Source organism: Streptomyces jeddahensis (genome assembly GCF_001642995.1).
Lineage (GTDB): Bacteria > Actinomycetota > Actinomycetes > Streptomycetales > Streptomycetaceae > Streptomyces > Streptomyces jeddahensis.
Genome location: NZ_LOHS01000117.1, coordinates 1 through 14,884, shown reverse-complemented (window position 1 = coordinate 14,884; position 14,884 = coordinate 1). Strand labels below are relative to the sequence as shown.

Sequence of the window (14,884 nt, the reverse complement as noted above, 5' to 3'; positions counted from 1 at the left end):
GCCTTGACGAGAGGAACGTGATGGCCGTCCTCCAGCAGCAAGTGCACGACGCCCAGCTCAACGCCACCACCTGGGACCGCATCGGGAGGCCCAACCGTGACCGGCCCAAATCCATGGAATGGATGTTCCGGACCGCGCCGGGCCCCGGCCATGAACTCCTCGGTCCGCTCGACGGAGCGACCATCACCGAGTTCGGCTGCGGCCACGGCGCCCAGCTCGCCGGCCTCGCCGACCACAACATCGCCCGCGGTATCGGCATCGACGTTTCGCCCGTCCGTATCCACCATGCCGTCAGCGCCTTCGCCGACGCCGACACTCTGGAGTGGTGGCTTGGCGACGCCGTGGCCGTAACCCCGCACCTGCCGCCACTGGACGCCGCGTATTCCAACTACGGAGCCGTCTGGTTCAGCGACCCCCATCAACTCCTGCCGCGCATCACGCAACGGCTCAAGCCCGGCGGACGGCTGGTCTTCTCATGCCTCACCCGATCCGCCGGCATGCCAGAAGGACGGCGCCGCATGCTCGTACGCACGGGGCCCGCCGCACCCATGTGGACAGTCCGCTGGATGTACAGCATCGTCGGGTGGTTGCGGATCCTCGCCGAGTCCGGGCTCGTGACTGACTACGTCTTCCGGCCCACCGACCGCGTGAACGCCTTCTGGGGAGCTGTCGTCATCGGCGCCCGCAAAACCCCCAGCTACTTGACGTAAAAGATCAACGTGCTGCTGCGTCTCTCACAGTAAGGGCGCGCGGCCCGCGCGAAGGCGGCGGACGGGCGCCTGGTGCTGGCCGAGACCGAGCCGCACAAGCTCACCCCGGCCCGAGCCCGCCGAGGGTTCCGGAGCGTCCACGCGAAGACCCCCTCACCAGCGCATGCACCGAAGAGCGCCCCCGCAGCTGCCACGATGCACCCCATGGATCTTGAGAACCCCGGTGGACTGGTGATGCGCCGCGCGAATGCCTCCGACTGGGCCGGATTGGCCAGGATCGACTCCCTCGCGGCAGCGGGCGACCACGCGCGACGCGCGAGCATCCGACGCTGGTGCGAACAAGGCCTGGTCCTCGTGGCCGAGGGTGCATCCGGCCCCTGGGGCTACAGCGTGCTGGAGTACACCTTCTTCGAACAGGGCTTCGTCACCATGCTGATGGTCGCGCCCACCGCCCGCCGACAAGGCGTGGGCACACATCTCCTCAAGGCCACCGCAGCCGCGTGCACCACCGCGAAGCTGTTTACCTCGACCAATGTCTCCAACCACCCCATGCAGCGCCTGCTGCACCGCGTCAGCTGGAGCCCGGTCGGCCTGCTCCACGGCCTGGACGAAGGCGATCCGGAACTCTTCTACCTGTGCCCGAGTGCCCAACTGCGCGACGTAGTCGAGGCCGAAGGTTAAATGACAAGCTCAGTAGGTGTTTCTCAACTCGCTTCCTTGGACTGCGTCCGGCAGTCCGGGAGCGGTTGATTGTCGTGTGCGGTCAGGACCGGGGAGGGTTGCGGCACAGGCAGAACGGATGCCCGGCCGGGTCGGTGTAGACCTGCCAGCCGTAGCCGGACTCGCCGACGAAGCTCTTTTGGAGGGTGGCGCCCAGCTTGATCACCCGGCGCTGCTCCGGCTCGAACTCGTCCACTTCGAAGTCGAGGTGGAACTGCTGCGGATGCTCCTGGCCCGGCCAGCCGGGCCGCTGGTAGTTCTCCACCCGCTGAAACGACAGCTCGACGCCGTCGTTGCGCAGGTTGACCCAGTCCTCGGTGCTGATGTCGGTGTTGATCTCCCAACCCAGCAGCTCGGCGTAGAACTCGGCCAGCTTCCAGGGGTCAGGGCAGTCGAGGATGACATCAGTGAACGTCAGCATCCGATGATCATAAGTCGCGGCGCCGGACGCCCGCGACGCATTAGTTCGGCGCCGCGACCCGAGCCCGACGGCGCGGCGGTACTGGCCCGCGGCACCAACTCCGGCGTGATGTCCACGGTGCGCTCGGCCTCGCCGTCCAACGCCGACCGCAGCGCCGCAGCACCCCCTCGTCGGCATCAGGACGCTTGAGGTCGTTGGAGTCCCTGGAGGAGGAGAGCGATCAGGCGTCGGGGGTTGTAGCGGGGGTCGTTGTCGCGTCCGATACAGAGGTTGCCGATGCCGCGCATCAGCTCGTATGCCTGCGTGCCGGGCCTGATGTCGCCGGCCTCGACCGCAGCGTCAAGCAGTTGGGTGCAGACGGGGAGCAGGCGGTCGAGGAAGTAGGCGTGCAGCGCGGTGAAGCGGTCGCTGTCGGACTGCAGGGCGTCGGCGAGTCCGTGCTTGGTGACCAGGAAGTCGACGAAGAGGTCGATCCACTGGCTCAGCGCGTCGAACGGGGAGTCGGCACTGGCCAGTAGGTCCGGGCCGGCCTCGGCGCATTCCTCGATCTGGTGGCGGTAGACGGCGGTGACGAGATCCGCCCGGGTCGGGAAGTGGCGGTAGATCGTGGCCATCCCGACGCCCGCCCGGGCCGCGATCTGACGGATCGGCGCGTCGACGCCGGAGATGACGAACACCTCGGCGGCGGCAGCGAGCACCGTCTGCCGGTTGCGCTGCGCGTCGGCTCGCTTGCCTCGGGACGGCGACTCTCCTGCAGGGCTCTCGGTGGCCATCGCGCAGTCCTTCCCTACCGATTGACAAAACGGAGCATCGCTCCGGAAACTAAATGGAGCGGCGCTCCGCTTCAGGTTAGCCGAAGCGGGCCGAAGCGGGCCGAAGCGGGCCGCTCCTGACCGCCTTGTCCTCGCCGATCGCAGGAGACCAGCGGAGGCAGCTGTCACCGAAAGGGAATCCACATCGTGAGCACATCCACTGCCACCAGCGCCGACATCTCGGGCACGCCCGTCCCGGTCCTGTCCTACAGCCCCGTCGTCCTCTCCGTGCCCGGACGTCCCGTCGACCTCCAGGTGCGCGTCTCCGTACCCGCGACCGGAACCGGCCTCCCCGTCATCCTCCTCTCCCACGGTCACGGTCCCTCGAACAACCTCTCCTCGCTCAACGGCTACGCGCCGCTCGCCAACTTCTGGGCCGCCCACGGATTCGCCGTCGTTCAGCCCACCCACCTCACCTCCCGGACACTGAGCCACCTGGTCGCCGACGCACCCGGCGCACCCGACTTCTGGCGCTCCCGCGCCGAGGACATGACCCACATCGTCGATCGGCTCGACGTGATCGAGCGCACCGTGCCGCAGCTCGCGGGGCGGATCGACCCCACCAAGGTCGCCGTCGCCGGACACTCGCTCGGCGGCTTCACCGCCGCCCTCCTGCTGGGCGCCGGGCTCAACGACCCCGACACCGGCAGCGTGGTGCACCTCGTCGAGCCCCGGATCAAGGCGGGCGTACTGCTCGCCGCGCCCGGTAGAGGTGGCGAAGTCCTCAACGGGCCCATGGCCGAGCAGTGGCCGATCATCGGTGCCGTCGACTTCTCCACCATGACCGCACCCGCGCTGGTCGTCGCCGGCGACAAGGACGATTCCCGGCACTTCACAGACATGGGGCCGGACTGGCACGCCGACCCCTACACCCTCGCCCCCGGCCCCAAGACCCTGCTCACCCTGTTCGACGCGGAGCACGGACTTGGCGGGATCGCCGGATACGACGCCGCCGAGACCACGGACGAGAACCCCGAGCGAGTCGCCGCCCTCGCCCGGCTCACCGCGGCCTACCTCAGCACCCAGCTTCACCCCGGCGCCCCTACGTGGCCGACGGAATGCGAGGCACTGACGACCGGCCCCGACCCGGTAGGACGAGTCGAATCCAAGTAAGCCTGTCACCCCCATAGTCAGGCTGCCGGGCGAGGCGGAAGAGGCACCTAGGGACAGTCAGCGGGCTGGTACTCGACGACGGTGTCTGGGCAGCCGGCCGCCACGGTGTGAAGTGCCTCGGCACCCAGGGCCCTCAGCCGTAATCGGCTGCCTCCGCGCTGCCCAGACTCCTGCACCGTTCGAATCGCAGCCGACCGCGCACACTCTCAAACTGGTGAACAACTGCTGCCGCCACGACCGTGATCAACCCGTCGAGGTCGCGCTTGGATGGCTTCCCGGCTAGCCGGGAAGCGCCCATATTCCGCTGCACCCGGGCTTCCTGGCTTGCCTTCAGCTCAAGGTAGAGAACTCGGCCGCCTCGCTCGCGGAACGGGAGGGCGTACTGCTCCAACGCCCGCTGATCGCCTGGCTGGTCGAATGCCCACACGAAGGTGAAGATCAGGCCGGGCAGGTCGCTTGCGGCGACTTCTTCGATCAAGCGCTGCTGGAACCCGTCGACGAGGCGCACGAACGCCGGGCTCCCGAAGTCGAAGAAACGCAGAACCGGCTCGATGGCCATGTGGTTGTGGAACAGGCGGAGCCCGGTGCTGGTCAGAATCTGTACTCGGTCGGGTCAGTCCGGGGCCGCCGCTCAGGAGGTGCACCGCTTACGGGACAGCCCTTAGGCCATGAGTACCTGCCCCGCACGGTTGATTGGTAGGCGTGGCCTGATCACCTCACCCTCTTGCCCCGCCGCCTTCTCTCTGTGCAGAACCGGTGTCGATCTCGTCGAAGTTCGACGAAGCCCCGTTGCGTTGCAATGCCCACGACAAGCGCTGCTGCTTTCGTACCACCGTTCGGACCCACAAGGGTCTTTCACCAGCTCTGGGAGGACATCCATGCGATTACCGCGCCTCGCCGCGGCCGCAACCGCGGCGGCCGCCTTCATCGTCACCCTGCTGCCGGGCACGGCTGGCGCCGCCACCGGCACCACGCAGTACACCGCGACCGGCGTCGACGTCCACCAGATCCAGCAGTCCGCCGAAGAGACACGGGATTACTGGACCCCGGAACGGATGCGGGAAGCCATCCGCAACTCGGCTCAGGCACCCGCCGCCAAGCCCCCCGCCTCCCGTCCCGACGTCACGGATGTCCACGGCGCGGACGAGAAGCAGGGACCGGCCGCCTTGGACGAGGCGGTCCTGCCGAGAACCAGAACGACCGGCTTGCGGGCCGCAGCCGCGACCGTCTCCGTATCCCAGGAAGTCCCCTACGACGCCGAGTTGTCCCTCTACAACGTCTTCGGGAGGCTGTTCTTCACCGGCTCCGACGGACAGGACCGCGCCTGCAGCGCCGCCTCGATCGTCTCGGACAACAAGAACACGATCTGGACCGCGGCCCATTGCGTGCACGCGGGCGACGGAAGCGGCGACGCCGGCTGGAGCACGAACGTCCAGTACGTGCCCGGCTACCGCGACGGCGACGGGCCACTGGGTGCCTGGAACGCAGACCAGGTATTCGCCGCGGAGGCGTGGACCGAGAGCGGCGACAACCAGGTAGCCGACATGGCCGCGATCGTCGTCAAGCCGAGCCTGCTGCACGGCAACCTGCACGACGCGGGAGGCGGCGCACTCGGCTACCGGTTCGCCGACGGCGCCACCGACTACTCGGACGTCTACACCGCCGGCTACCCGGGCGAGGGCTACAACCGCGACGACCTCACCGGCGAACGCTTGATGTACTGCTTCGGCGACACCGTCGACGCCTCCAGCTTCAACCCGTTCGACGACCGCCTGAAGATGGACTGCGACATGGGTGCCGGCGCCAGCGGCAGCCCGCTGATCTACGGCGTTCACGACGACAACGCCCAGATCGTCGGCGCGTTCAGCCACACTGAGGAGTTCTTCGGCGAGCGGGTGAACGACGACATGTTCTCCTCCGAACACGGCACGTACGCCTCGGCGGTGATCGACGCCGCCAGCGCCCACACCCCCTGACACACGAGCACAGAGCAGCACGCAGGGCCCTTCCCCACCCCGGGGAAGGGCCCTGCAGTGCCCTCCGCCTGGATCGACAGAACCCCTCAGCAAGGTTCATCGTCCCAGGTCAGGAAGGCACTTTCGCGTTTCGTCCGCACCAACCGCCGTTCCCAAGCGAAACGGGAGCAGGCGCGGGAGAAACGGGCGGAGTGGGTGCACGACCGGCGCAAGGAGACGTACCTCCATCGCGGACCGGGCCGTAAGTGATCCAAGGTGCGGCGGTCGGCTCGCCCACGACGATGACGGGGTATCGCCCGAGGGTTCCGCTATCCGGCCCCAACCGCACGCCTCGCGGCCCAGAAACGGTAGAAAGCCCAGCCGGCACCGAGCACGGCGGCTGTCCAGACGATGACCTCGGCGACAACAATTGCCGGGGTCAAGGTGAGGTGTGGCCGGGGCGGCATCACGACCATCTGCACCGCAGCGCCTACCGGCACCGTCAATGCGGCAAGCAAGCCGATCAGCCCAGGCCGCCTGATGGCTGCACCCACCACCCCCAGGACCAACCCGAACAGCAAACCCGCCGCCGACCACTTGACCGTTTCCGTCGCGAACAAGGCCAGCGGTGCCCCCAGAACGAAGGCGTCAGTCACGTAATACGCCACCGAGGCCGCGATCAGCGCCAGGGCCCCACCCAGAGCGCCTCGGGCACGTGTCCCGGCCAGCCAACCCATCCCCACCGCCAACGCGGCCCATGACCAGCCGGCATCCATCAGCAGGCTGAGCACCTTGGCAGCCTTGGCCCAGACGGTGCCGGCGAGCGGCATCCCGAGCTCCACGTACGGCGACGAAAGCGCGTTGACGAGCGAGGTAACCGCCCCAAATCCCACCCCGGCCGTGAGGCCCCCCACCATGATCTTCATAACGGGAGAGTATCGAGCGTGTTCGCGGGCTCTCGATCGGCGATCGCGTCTTTGTGACGACCCTGGAGGCAGAGCCCGCGCACTCAAGGAGAGGCGAGCTGGGGATGCGAGCACCCCGCCGCCGCCCGCACTGCCCACATTCTGGCGTCGACAGGTCGGCGCCCGTCCCGCCAGGTTGTTGGGCACTCTCCCCGGCGTATCCCGATTCGGACTGCCCCCCACTCGGGTGCGCGCTTGCGGCGACGGAGGCCGCTGGCGAGCGGTGCTGGCAGGCGCACCAGCCCCGTAGCGCGATTACGCCGTAATCATCGATGACAGGGACGGCCGACCCTTGCGTCAACCGGAGACCGACCATCCCGCACGAGTGCGGGGAGCAGGCAAGTGATTACGCCGTAATCACTTCGTCGCCGGAGACCCTCCCAGCAGGCGGGGACAGCACGGCTCGCTGCCCCCGCCGGACACGCACCCGTATGAGACCACCGCTCCGAAGGCATGCTCGCCCACCCTCGAACGCCTGGCCTCCGCTCGGAACTACGCCTCGACCTGCACGACGCCCTCGTCTCCCTCGCCTGGGCCATCATTTGCTGGAGACGGCTGAAGAACCTTCGATCATGATTGCAAGGGCCTCGGGGAGACAGCGAGTTCCAACGCGAGCTCGGAGGCTTCCCTGCGCATCAGCCGTGAGGGCTACCATCTCAGCGGCGTCGACAATCGCCTACGCATAGGCGGTCATCCGGAGCAGTCATGACGACTGAAGGCCCCGGCAAGTCAGCAGCGTGGGCCAAGGCCCTCGCCGCGTTCGTTCTCCTAGTCCTCATGCCCCTGGTGATCTGGTTCATGGTCGCCTTCCAGAGATCACTCACGTGATCTCGTTGCCCCGGCTGGGAGCGGCCTCGATAAAGTGCCGCCATGCCGTATTCGCCGATGCCGCTCCAACTTGAGACAGCTCGGCTGACGTTGCGTCAGTGGACCGAGCCCGACATCGACGCCCATCGCGCGCTCGTTGCCGAACGGGGTGGTGGCATGCCGTCGATCGAGGACAACCGGCGGATGATCGAGGATCAGCGCGCGGCGTCGGCACTGACAGGGATTGCTCTGCTGCCCATCATCCGCCGCGATGTGGGCGACTTCATCGGGTATTGCGGGCTCACTGTCGGTCGGGCTTCCGTTGACGAGCCGGAGATCGCCTACGAGCTGTTCCGGCGCGTGCACGGACAGGGCTATGCCACCGAGGCGGCGTCTGCGGTGCTCGACGCGGCGATCGCGACTGGGCGGAAACGGCTCTGGTCGACGGTGCGTCCCTGGAACGCGCCATCGTTTCGCGTCCTCGAAAAGCTTGGGTTCCAGCGCGACCACGTCTCGACGGAAGACAGTGGCGAACTGGTGTGGCTCACCCGTTCCCTGCCGTAGGAGACGCGCTGCGGTCAGTTCGAAGTAGCTCAGCCACGTCGGAGGCGCCACCGCCAAGCCGGTTCTCCTCGGTTCCGGTCCCCTCAGTTCGTCGGCCCCCTGTCACAGTTCACTGCGGCGGGCAGAGTGATCGTCATGATCCGCGCCTTGGATGATGACTACCGCGTCCCGATATTCGGCCAGGCACTGAGCCTGCACACCGATCTGCAGCGGCTCGGTGCGCCCGTCAGATTCCTGCACTTCCCGGACGAGGGCCACGGCATCGGGGCGCCGAACCACATTCGCATCATGTACGAGACGGTGCTGAACTTCCTCGACCACCATGTCCTCGGACAGCAGTGGCAGCGCCCCGCAAAGCTCTAGTCCAGGCTCAGCAGCGGTACTGGGGGTGGAATGGGCTCCCGCTCCAGCCACGACTCGAACGACGTGCCGCCCGGTCGTCGCCCAGCACCAGCCTGGAAGTGACGCCCACCGCGCGACCAGCGGAACGTGCGTACCGGAGCGACATCCTCGAACAGGACCGTCACACAGTCTCGTATCGGACGCCGACGACGCCCGAGCACCGCATCCACGTACGACAGCTCGACGCACGAGCCTGCCGGATCCACCCCAGCCGGTACAGCCATCCAGGACCCCCAGCGCACTCAACTGCGCGACGAGGCTCGCTGAGACAGAACCCGAACGACTCGGTTCGTTGAGAAACGACTCGATAGCGTGAGATGGGACGACCGGCGCCGAGTGACCTTTAGCCTGTCGTCATGGGCACACCCGATTACGGCGTAATCGGTGACTCCATGACTGACAGGCCAACCGCGGCCGGCCAACTGCCGACGCAGGCGCGGCGAGCAGACCTTCGTCGCGGTCGACACGGCCCCGGCGCGGGGATCATCGGCGGGGGAGCAGCAGCAGGGAGTGATTACGCCGTAATCACTGCGTCGTCCGGACCACCCCGCAAGCGCGCGGAGAAGACCGGCGTCATCTGTGTCGGCGGCGGCACTCTGACCCACTTTGGGCGACGATGCTGCTCGGATCCGGCCGACTGAGCCTCGTCCGACAGATCGAGGCGTACCGGGTGCTTGCGCAGGTTCTCTGGCCATCCTGACGTGGAGTCTGGTCCACCATTCCTGGATGCTGGATGCCGCCGGGCGCCGCGCCGAGGCCAAGGGTGCCCGGAAGGAGGCCCTCGTCCTCCTTACCGAGCTGGGGGAGACCGGGGAACGCAAGAGCTGGAGCAACATCCTCTCGTGGTGGACCACTCTGTTCGCCCCTGTCGGGACGGTCGGCGGAGTACCGATCCCTTGAGGTACAGACGGCGACATGACTACTCGAGACCGCAGCTGAACAGCCGCTGCCAGAACGACAGAGGGGCTCGCGTCAGCAACCACTGGCTAACGCGAGCCCCCTTTCTCTGAATGCCTAGCGGAGCTCAGTCGGAGCGCCCGAGCTTCCAGAGCAGTTCGAGGTTCTCCGGCGTCATGTGTTCCTTGAGGATCCTGAGTACGGCTTCGGGGCTATCGAACGGAATGGCATCGATGACCACCGGGTCAACAAACTTCCCCCGATCCCTCAGGGTTCCCGGACGCTGGCGAGACTCAGCCGTGCCCTCATCACGCGGAGGCGCCTCCGATGCCGTCTGCCGTGGGACCGGCTCCTGCTGCTTCGTGGGACGGGCCGCCTCCTTGATTACGGCGTAATCAGTCTGAGCGCCCTGAGGGGCAGCGCTGTCCTGCGCCGCCGGAGTCGGCTCTTCTCGCGGAGCCGTCCGCGCGCCCACCGGCCCAGCCTCAGCTTTGCGCTGCTCCTCAGCTGCTGCTCGCTGCTGCTTCAGCTCGTCCAACGCGGCCTGCTGCTCCTCTGCCGGCTTGCTGCCGACCGCACGCAGAAGCTCGATGGGCTCCTGGCCGATGCGTTCCTTGAGTTCTGGCGTCAGCTTCAGCAGGGCGAGGCGCTGTGAGACCCAACCCTGAGACTTGTGGAGACGCTTGGCGAGCTTTCGCTGGCTGCCATGGATGGCCAACAGGCGTTCCAGCGCGCGGGCCTCGTCGAGCTCCTCGAGGTCCTGTCGGTGGATGTTGGCGACGAGTGCCGACTCGAGCAGTTCCTCCGCGGTGGCCCCCTGCTCGTCGTCGATCATGACCTTTATCGTGGCCAGGCCGGCTTCCCGGGCGGCTGCGAGGCGTGTGCTGCCATCGACGACCACGTACGTGGTGCCTGGCTCGAGGTGCTCTTCCTGCTCGGGCATGGCCTTCAGAAAGGCGTCACGGCTCATGACCGTGATAGCCGTCTTCTGGCCGTGGTCGCGCAGGCTGCCGGCGAGTTCAGTGAGGTCGCCGAGGTTGGAGCGGGGGTTGTCCGGGTTGAGGCTGATGCGGTGTACGGGGAGCTCCGAGGGTGGGGCGACTCCTTCCGTCGGCACACCGGTTGCAGCGCCAATGGCTGCTCGGCGGGCGCTGAGGGGCCTGGTTGCACCGCCGAAGCGGCCGGCGCCCAGCTGGTCGGCCTTACTCATGAGATCTCCCGGGCGAGGGCGCGCATGCCGACAGCCTGCTGCGAGGTGGGGGCGTAGGAGAGCAGCGGTCGCTTCAGGCGTACGGCTTCCTTCTGTTCCTTCAGGTCACCGATGAGTCCGACGACTCGAGGGTCCTTTATGTCGACCCAGCCCTGCAGCGATGAGGTGGCGATGTAGCCGCGGCGGCCGTCGTAGAGGTTGACGACGATGCCGAGGTAGTCGATGTCCAGCGCCAAGTCGTTGCGGAGGTCGTCGATTTGGCTGGTGAGCAACTCATAGGCGTCGGCAGAGCTGTCTTCGGCCTGGACGACGATGAGGGCTCCGGACTGCCCCGGCTGCTCTCCGTCGCGGCGTCGCCCGTAGTACGCGGCGGCGTCCATGCTGAGCCCGAGGCTGGGCGGGCAGTCCACGAGGATGACGTCGTAGTCGTCCTCGAGGGGCAGAAGCGCACGCTCCAGGGCGGCTTCCCGTGCTCGGACGGCGGAGAGCCGTACGTCCAGGAGAAAGGCGTCGTTGCAGGCCGGCAGAAGGTGGAGGCGTCCGCCGAAGGCCTCGTCGTCGACGGAGACGATCAGATCCTGGAGGTCCCCCTTGGGATCGCCGGCCATGTGGTTGGTGAGGCTGTCGCCGTTCATCGGCAGGGGCGTACCACCAAGCTGGTTGGTGAGGTGGCACTGCGGGTCGAAGTCGACCAAGAGGACACGGAGTCCAAGTCCGGGGAGGTCCTCTACCTCGAGCGGACTGTCCTCGCGGGTGGTCGCCTGGTCGCGTAGGGCGGCGGCGAGCTGCTTGGCAACGCGCACCGGGTAGAGGGCGTTGGGGTCCTCGGCCATCGCCTCGCCGGCGCCCGCGGTGATGGCGGTCTTGCCGACGCCGCCCTTCTGGTTGCACACGATGATCCGGCGCGTGATGGTGGGCCGTTCGATGTGCGGAGCGGGGTTGGCGTCGAGCCACAGCTGTACTGACTGGGCGAGGCCTTGGGTGAGGGAGACGCCGCGGTCGGCGGCGACGGCCCGGAACGTGTCCCACTGCCCTTGGGGCAGAAAGGTTGAGAAGGGGCCGGCTCCGGAAGTGTCGATGCTGGCGGGGGTCGAAGCGAGGCTGTTCCAGGCGTCGATGCCCTGCTCGACGGCCGTCTGGATCTCGATGCCGTGCTGAGCGGCCCGGATCTTCAAGTCCTGCCGGAGCCATCCCGGCAGTTTGGACACAACCTTTTCGCGGTCACTGGAGGTGGCTGGCGAACTCATGGAGGACACCTTACTAACGCCCTTGATCGTTAGCTGCAGCGACACGTTAGTTTCACTGACTTGGGTTGTCTCCTCGAGTCCTCCGAGCCGTCGCTGCACCTCCGTCGACCTATTACGGCGTAATAGGTCGACGCAGCCAGCACAGGACGGTCGCTGATGGAACCTGCGCGAAGCGTCTCCCTCAAGTCCCCTGATGCGACGATCACTCTCATGTCTTCCATCACTGCCACGGAGCCCTGGCCTTGCACCATCAGCACCCCCAGACTGATGCTGCGTCCTGCCGAACCGGGCGACGTATCCGAGTTCACCCGGCTGTGGACCGATCCCGATGTCCGGCGCTTTCTCGGTGGTCCGGTCGCCGAACAGCAGCTCGCCGCCTATCGAGAGCATTTTGCGGGTCGCCCCAACTTGTTCGCAGTGGTCACACGGCAAGACGCAACCGTGCTCGGCACCGTGTCGATCGATCCGCATTCCCGGTTCGACGGCCGTCGGGAGGTGTCCTATTCCTTCCTGCCGGAACACTGGGGACAGGGATACGCCCGTGAGGCCGTGACAGCTGCAGTCGGCTGGGCCTTCGACCATGTCCCGTCGGACGATCCGTCCGTCATCGCGGTCACCCAGGAGGCCAACAGCCGCTCACGCCGACTCCTTGAAGTCATCGGCATGCACCTCATCAGCAGCTTCGTGGAGTGGGGCGCTCCCCAGGCGATGTATTCCCTGCAACGTCAGGGCGTCCGTGCCGACCAGTGATCCTTACGACGGCAGTCGTCGCCCGGGCCAACGGCGCCTGATCAGGCAACGGCCCGGCGGAAGAGCTGCCGGGAACCGCCTTCCGGACCCAGACCCACAGCCTCGGCAGGGGTCTTCAACTGCTGACCCTCGAAGTCGGGTAAGTGAGCGTAACCATGTATGAGTGAGTGTCGTTGTCAGAGCGTGAACCTCACGGAATGGGCGAAGACGCAGGGCGTACATCCGCAGACCGCGTATCGCTGGTTCCGCGAAGGGACGCTGCCGGTACCGGCTCAGCGGGTCGGCTCGCGCACGATCCTCGTGAACGTGGGGGTCAACGCCGCGCCCGAGGCAATCGGCGGGCTGGGTCTGTATGCCCGCGTCTCCTCGCACGATCAGAAGGACGATCTGGAGCGCCAGGTCGCCCGGCTGGCCCGGTGGGCTGCCACCGCGGGGCACCGGGTGGTGCGAGTGGAGGCCGAAATCTCCTCCGGCATGAACGGCGCCCGTTCCAAGGCCAAGCGACTGCTTGCCGATCCGGCCGTGCAGGCGGTGGTCGTAGAGCACAAGGACCGCCTCGGCCGGATGAACGTCGAGCTGGTCGAGGCCGCCCTGTCCGCGACCGGGCGCCGCCTGGTCGTGCTGGACGACGGCGAGGTCGAGGACGACCTGGTGCAGGACATGGTGGAGGTGCTGACCTCGTTCTGTGCCCGCCTGTACGGGCGCCGGTCGGCGAAGAACCGTGCCCGCAAGGCGCTTGAGGCCGCCGAGCATGGATGACCAGCGCAGGCCGCTGCGGCAGATCGCTCGGCCGTTCGTCGCCGACGGCCCGACGGGTGTCAGCATCCGCGACCGCCTCAAGCACCTGACGGCCGAGGACGAGAAGGTTCTGCGCTTGGTCGGCGCGCACCTGGGCATGCTGGCTTCGCGTGATCTGGCCCGCAGGTGCCGTGACGGCCTGGAGCACTCCACCGACACGTGGGCCGGGCGCAAACGCGACCTGACTGCGTTGTCGTCCTCCCGCTGGGCTGGTTCGATCACGTCCAGCACGCACGACCAGTGGGGCCTGTCCCGGCGTGCGCAGCAGGCGCACCTGCAATCCCTGGATGCCGGCATCCGCATGATCCGGCACCGGCTGTCCCTGCCCGTCGGGGAGAAAGGCAGCCGAGGCAAGCCCGGCGGCTATCGGTCCTCGCACGAGTGGTTCCACAAGTCCCGGCGCCTGGCGATCCTCGAAGAGCGGTACGAACAGGTCCTGGCTGAACGCGACGCCGGACGGGTGTCGATCACACGCGGGGGCCGCCGACTGCTGGGCATCCGTCACAACCTCACCGCCGCGAACCTGACCGAGGCGCAGTGGCGGGCACAGTGGGAGGCGGCGCGGTGGTTTTTGACCGCCGACGGCGAGTCCGGCAAAAGGTTCGGGAACGAGACGATCCGCGTCAGCCCCCACGGCGAGATCAGCATCAAGCTGCCCGCCCCCCTCGCCGAGCACGCGAACACGAAGCACGGCCGGTACGTGCTGTCCGCGAAGGTCGCCTTCTGGCACCGGGGCGACGAATGGCGAGACCGGATCGAAGCGAACCGGGCCGTGGCCTACCGCATCCACCTGGACACGGTCCGCGGCCGCTGGTACCTCGACGCCTCCTGGACCCGCAAAGACGTCCCCGTCGCATCCCTGACCACGCTGCGCGCGGACGGCGTGATCGCTGTGGACACCAACGCCGACCACCTCGCCGCATGGCGCCTGGACGAACACGGCAACCCCATCGGCACACCCCGCCGCTTCGACTACCAGCTCACCGGCAGTGCTTCGCACCGCGACGCCCAGCTCCGCCACGCCCTCACCCGCCTGGTGCACTGGGCCAAACAGACCGGTGTGCAGGCCATCGCGATCGAAGACCTCGACTTCACCGACTCCACCACCCGCGAGAACACGGCCGCCGCAAGCGATTTAGGCAGCTCATCTCCGGTATCCCCACCGGCCGCCTGCGCGCACGCCTGCTGTCCATGTGCGCGGAAGCCGGCATCGGCGTGATCGCCGTCGATCCCGCCTACACCAGCGTCTGGGGCGCCCAGCACTGGCAAGCCCCCCTCACCAGCAAAACCCACAAGACCAGCCGACACGCCGCCGCCTCGGTGGCCATCGGCAGGCGCGCCCTCGGATACCGGATCAGGCGACGGACGACACCGCCCCGTGCACACCAGAGCGATGTGCACGGGCATCGGACCGCCCAGGCCCGATCCGACGACCGAGGGAGCGAGGGAAACCGCCCCCGCATTCCCGGACCACGGACACGATCCGCGCGCGCCGGACGCGGAGCGAACGCGG

16 protein-coding genes and 1 pseudogene are annotated in these 14,884 nt (G+C 67.5%); 11 read left to right on the top strand and 6 right to left on the bottom strand.

From position 1 onward, the window contains the following. Positions 1-20 precede the first annotated feature (20 nt). Both STSP_RS27950 and STSP_RS27945 read left to right on the top strand, forming a co-directional pair. Positions 21-710: a class I SAM-dependent methyltransferase gene (locus tag STSP_RS27950; protein WP_067283569.1), complete on the top strand. Its 690-nt coding sequence runs from the start codon at positions 21-23 to the stop codon at positions 708-710. Positions 711-914: 204 nt separating this feature from the next. After that, positions 915-1,391 (top strand): GNAT family N-acetyltransferase, encoded by a 477-nt coding sequence (locus STSP_RS27945; RefSeq protein WP_078067563.1) that lies wholly within the window; start codon positions 915-917, stop codon positions 1,389-1,391. An 82-nt stretch (positions 1,392-1,473) separates the two neighbouring features. On the opposite strand, the gene STSP_RS27940 is transcribed toward STSP_RS27945, so the two are convergent. Together STSP_RS27940 and STSP_RS27935 are read right to left on the bottom strand one after the other, a co-directional pair. Further along, positions 1,474-1,851: a VOC family protein gene (locus STSP_RS27940; RefSeq protein WP_067283567.1), complete on the bottom strand. Its 378-nt coding sequence runs from the start codon at positions 1,849-1,851 to the stop codon at positions 1,474-1,476. A gap of 176 nt (positions 1,852-2,027) precedes the next feature. Beyond that, positions 2,028-2,624 (bottom strand): TetR/AcrR family transcriptional regulator, encoded by a 597-nt coding sequence (locus STSP_RS27935; protein WP_067283565.1) that lies wholly within the window; start codon positions 2,622-2,624, stop codon positions 2,028-2,030. Between the two features lie 186 nt (positions 2,625-2,810). Here STSP_RS27935 and STSP_RS27930 point away from each other — a divergent pair, with 186 nt between their 5' ends. Next, positions 2,811-3,776, top strand: a complete 966-nt coding sequence (locus tag STSP_RS27930) for an alpha/beta hydrolase family protein (protein WP_067283564.1) — start codon at positions 2,811-2,813, stop codon at positions 3,774-3,776. Positions 3,777-3,909: 133 nt separating this feature from the next. On the opposite strand, the gene STSP_RS27925 is transcribed toward STSP_RS27930, so the two are convergent. Next, positions 3,910-4,335 carry a hypothetical protein gene (locus tag STSP_RS27925; RefSeq protein WP_067283563.1) on the bottom strand — a complete coding sequence of 142 codons (426 nt, stop codon included), beginning with the start codon at positions 4,333-4,335 and terminating at the stop codon, positions 3,910-3,912. A 319-nt stretch (positions 4,336-4,654) separates the two neighbouring features. On the opposite strand from STSP_RS27925, the gene STSP_RS27920 reads away from it, so the two are divergent. Further along, the gene (locus STSP_RS27920) at positions 4,655-5,752 is read left to right on the top strand and encodes a trypsin-like serine peptidase (RefSeq protein ID WP_067283562.1); all 1,098 of its coding nucleotides are present in this window, start codon (positions 4,655-4,657) and stop codon (positions 5,750-5,752) included. Positions 5,753-6,060: 308 nt separating this feature from the next. Here STSP_RS27920 and STSP_RS27915 read toward each other — a convergent pair whose 3' ends face one another. Next, entirely contained in the window at positions 6,061-6,657 is a 597-nt protein-coding gene (locus tag STSP_RS27915) for a hypothetical protein (RefSeq protein WP_067283561.1), read from the bottom strand. A 744-nt stretch (positions 6,658-7,401) separates the two neighbouring features. On the opposite strand from STSP_RS27915, the gene STSP_RS40830 reads away from it, so the two are divergent. The 4 genes from STSP_RS40830 (at position 7,402) to STSP_RS39315 (ending at position 9,369) form a co-directional block, all read left to right on the top strand. Further along, on the top strand, positions 7,402-7,524 hold the full coding sequence (locus STSP_RS40830; protein ID WP_269801058.1) for a hypothetical protein: 123 nt from the start codon (positions 7,402-7,404) through the stop codon (positions 7,522-7,524). Positions 7,525-7,566: 42 nt separating this feature from the next. Beyond that, the gene (locus tag STSP_RS27910; RefSeq protein WP_067283560.1) at positions 7,567-8,067 is read left to right on the top strand and encodes a GNAT family N-acetyltransferase; all 501 of its coding nucleotides are present in this window, start codon (positions 7,567-7,569) and stop codon (positions 8,065-8,067) included. Between the two features lie 135 nt (positions 8,068-8,202). Further along, positions 8,203-8,430 carry a prolyl oligopeptidase family serine peptidase gene (locus STSP_RS27905; protein WP_107441421.1) on the top strand — a complete coding sequence of 76 codons (228 nt, stop codon included), beginning with the start codon at positions 8,203-8,205 and terminating at the stop codon, positions 8,428-8,430. Positions 8,431-9,195: 765 nt separating this feature from the next. Next, complete coding sequence (locus tag STSP_RS39315; protein WP_157902913.1) at positions 9,196-9,369, top strand: hypothetical protein; 174 nt, start codon at positions 9,196-9,198, stop codon at positions 9,367-9,369. A gap of 124 nt (positions 9,370-9,493) precedes the next feature. Here the strand turns inward: STSP_RS39315 and STSP_RS27900 are convergent, their stop codons facing one another. Continuing rightward, the gene (locus STSP_RS27900) at positions 9,494-10,576 is read right to left on the bottom strand and encodes a ParB/RepB/Spo0J family partition protein (protein ID WP_067283558.1); all 1,083 of its coding nucleotides are present in this window, start codon (positions 10,574-10,576) and stop codon (positions 9,494-9,496) included. After that, the gene (locus STSP_RS27895) at positions 10,573-11,823 is read right to left on the bottom strand and encodes a ParA family protein (protein ID WP_067283557.1); all 1,251 of its coding nucleotides are present in this window, start codon (positions 11,821-11,823) and stop codon (positions 10,573-10,575) included. Before STSP_RS27895 ends, STSP_RS27900 begins: the two co-directional genes overlap by 4 nt. Before the next feature lie 210 nt (positions 11,824-12,033). Here STSP_RS27895 and STSP_RS27890 point away from each other — a divergent pair, with 210 nt between their 5' ends. The 3 genes and pseudogenes from STSP_RS27890 to STSP_RS27880 all read left to right on the top strand — a co-directional run. After that, the gene (locus tag STSP_RS27890; protein ID WP_067283739.1) at positions 12,034-12,573 is read left to right on the top strand and encodes a GNAT family N-acetyltransferase; all 540 of its coding nucleotides are present in this window, start codon (positions 12,034-12,036) and stop codon (positions 12,571-12,573) included. 183 nt (positions 12,574-12,756) lie between these two features. After that, positions 12,757-13,332, top strand: coding sequence for an IS607 family transposase (locus STSP_RS27885; RefSeq protein ID WP_067283556.1), 576 nt, complete (start codon positions 12,757-12,759; stop codon positions 13,330-13,332). Further along, a pseudogene (locus STSP_RS27880) lies at positions 13,325-14,884 on the top strand (IS200/IS605 family accessory protein TnpB-related protein); the annotation flags it as partial. The gene STSP_RS27885 and the pseudogene STSP_RS27880, both read left to right, overlap by 8 nt.

Bases quoted from the DNA above. Each gene is read 5' to 3' on its own strand.
- STSP_RS27950 (WP_067283569.1), top strand. From the start codon at position 21: ATGGCCGTCCTCCAGCAGCAAGTGCACGACGCCCAGCTCAACGCCACC.
- STSP_RS27890 (WP_067283739.1), top strand. From the start codon at position 12,034: ATGTCTTCCATCACTGCCACGGAGCCCTGGCCTTGCACCATCAGCACC.
- STSP_RS27895 (WP_067283557.1), bottom strand. From the start codon at position 11,823: ATGAGTTCGCCAGCCACCTCCAGTGACCGCGAAAAGGTTGTGTCCAAA.
- STSP_RS27945 (WP_078067563.1), top strand. From the start codon at position 915: ATGGATCTTGAGAACCCCGGTGGACTGGTGATGCGCCGCGCGAATGCC.
- STSP_RS27900 (WP_067283558.1), bottom strand. From the start codon at position 10,576: ATGAGTAAGGCCGACCAGCTGGGCGCCGGCCGCTTCGGCGGTGCAACC.
- STSP_RS27925 (WP_067283563.1), bottom strand. From the start codon at position 4,335: ATGGCCATCGAGCCGGTTCTGCGTTTCTTCGACTTCGGGAGCCCGGCG.
- STSP_RS27920 (WP_067283562.1), top strand. From the start codon at position 4,655: ATGCGATTACCGCGCCTCGCCGCGGCCGCAACCGCGGCGGCCGCCTTC.
- STSP_RS40830 (WP_269801058.1), top strand. From the start codon at position 7,402: ATGACGACTGAAGGCCCCGGCAAGTCAGCAGCGTGGGCCAAGGCCCTC.
- STSP_RS39315 (WP_157902913.1), top strand. From the start codon at position 9,196: ATGCTGGATGCCGCCGGGCGCCGCGCCGAGGCCAAGGGTGCCCGGAAG.
- STSP_RS27910 (WP_067283560.1), top strand. From the start codon at position 7,567: ATGCCGTATTCGCCGATGCCGCTCCAACTTGAGACAGCTCGGCTGACG.
- STSP_RS27935 (WP_067283565.1), bottom strand. From the start codon at position 2,624: ATGGCCACCGAGAGCCCTGCAGGAGAGTCGCCGTCCCGAGGCAAGCGA.
- STSP_RS27915 (WP_067283561.1), bottom strand. From the start codon at position 6,657: ATGAAGATCATGGTGGGGGGCCTCACGGCCGGGGTGGGATTTGGGGCG.
- STSP_RS27905 (WP_107441421.1), top strand. From the start codon at position 8,203: ATGATCCGCGCCTTGGATGATGACTACCGCGTCCCGATATTCGGCCAG.
- STSP_RS27940 (WP_067283567.1), bottom strand. From the start codon at position 1,851: ATGCTGACGTTCACTGATGTCATCCTCGACTGCCCTGACCCCTGGAAG.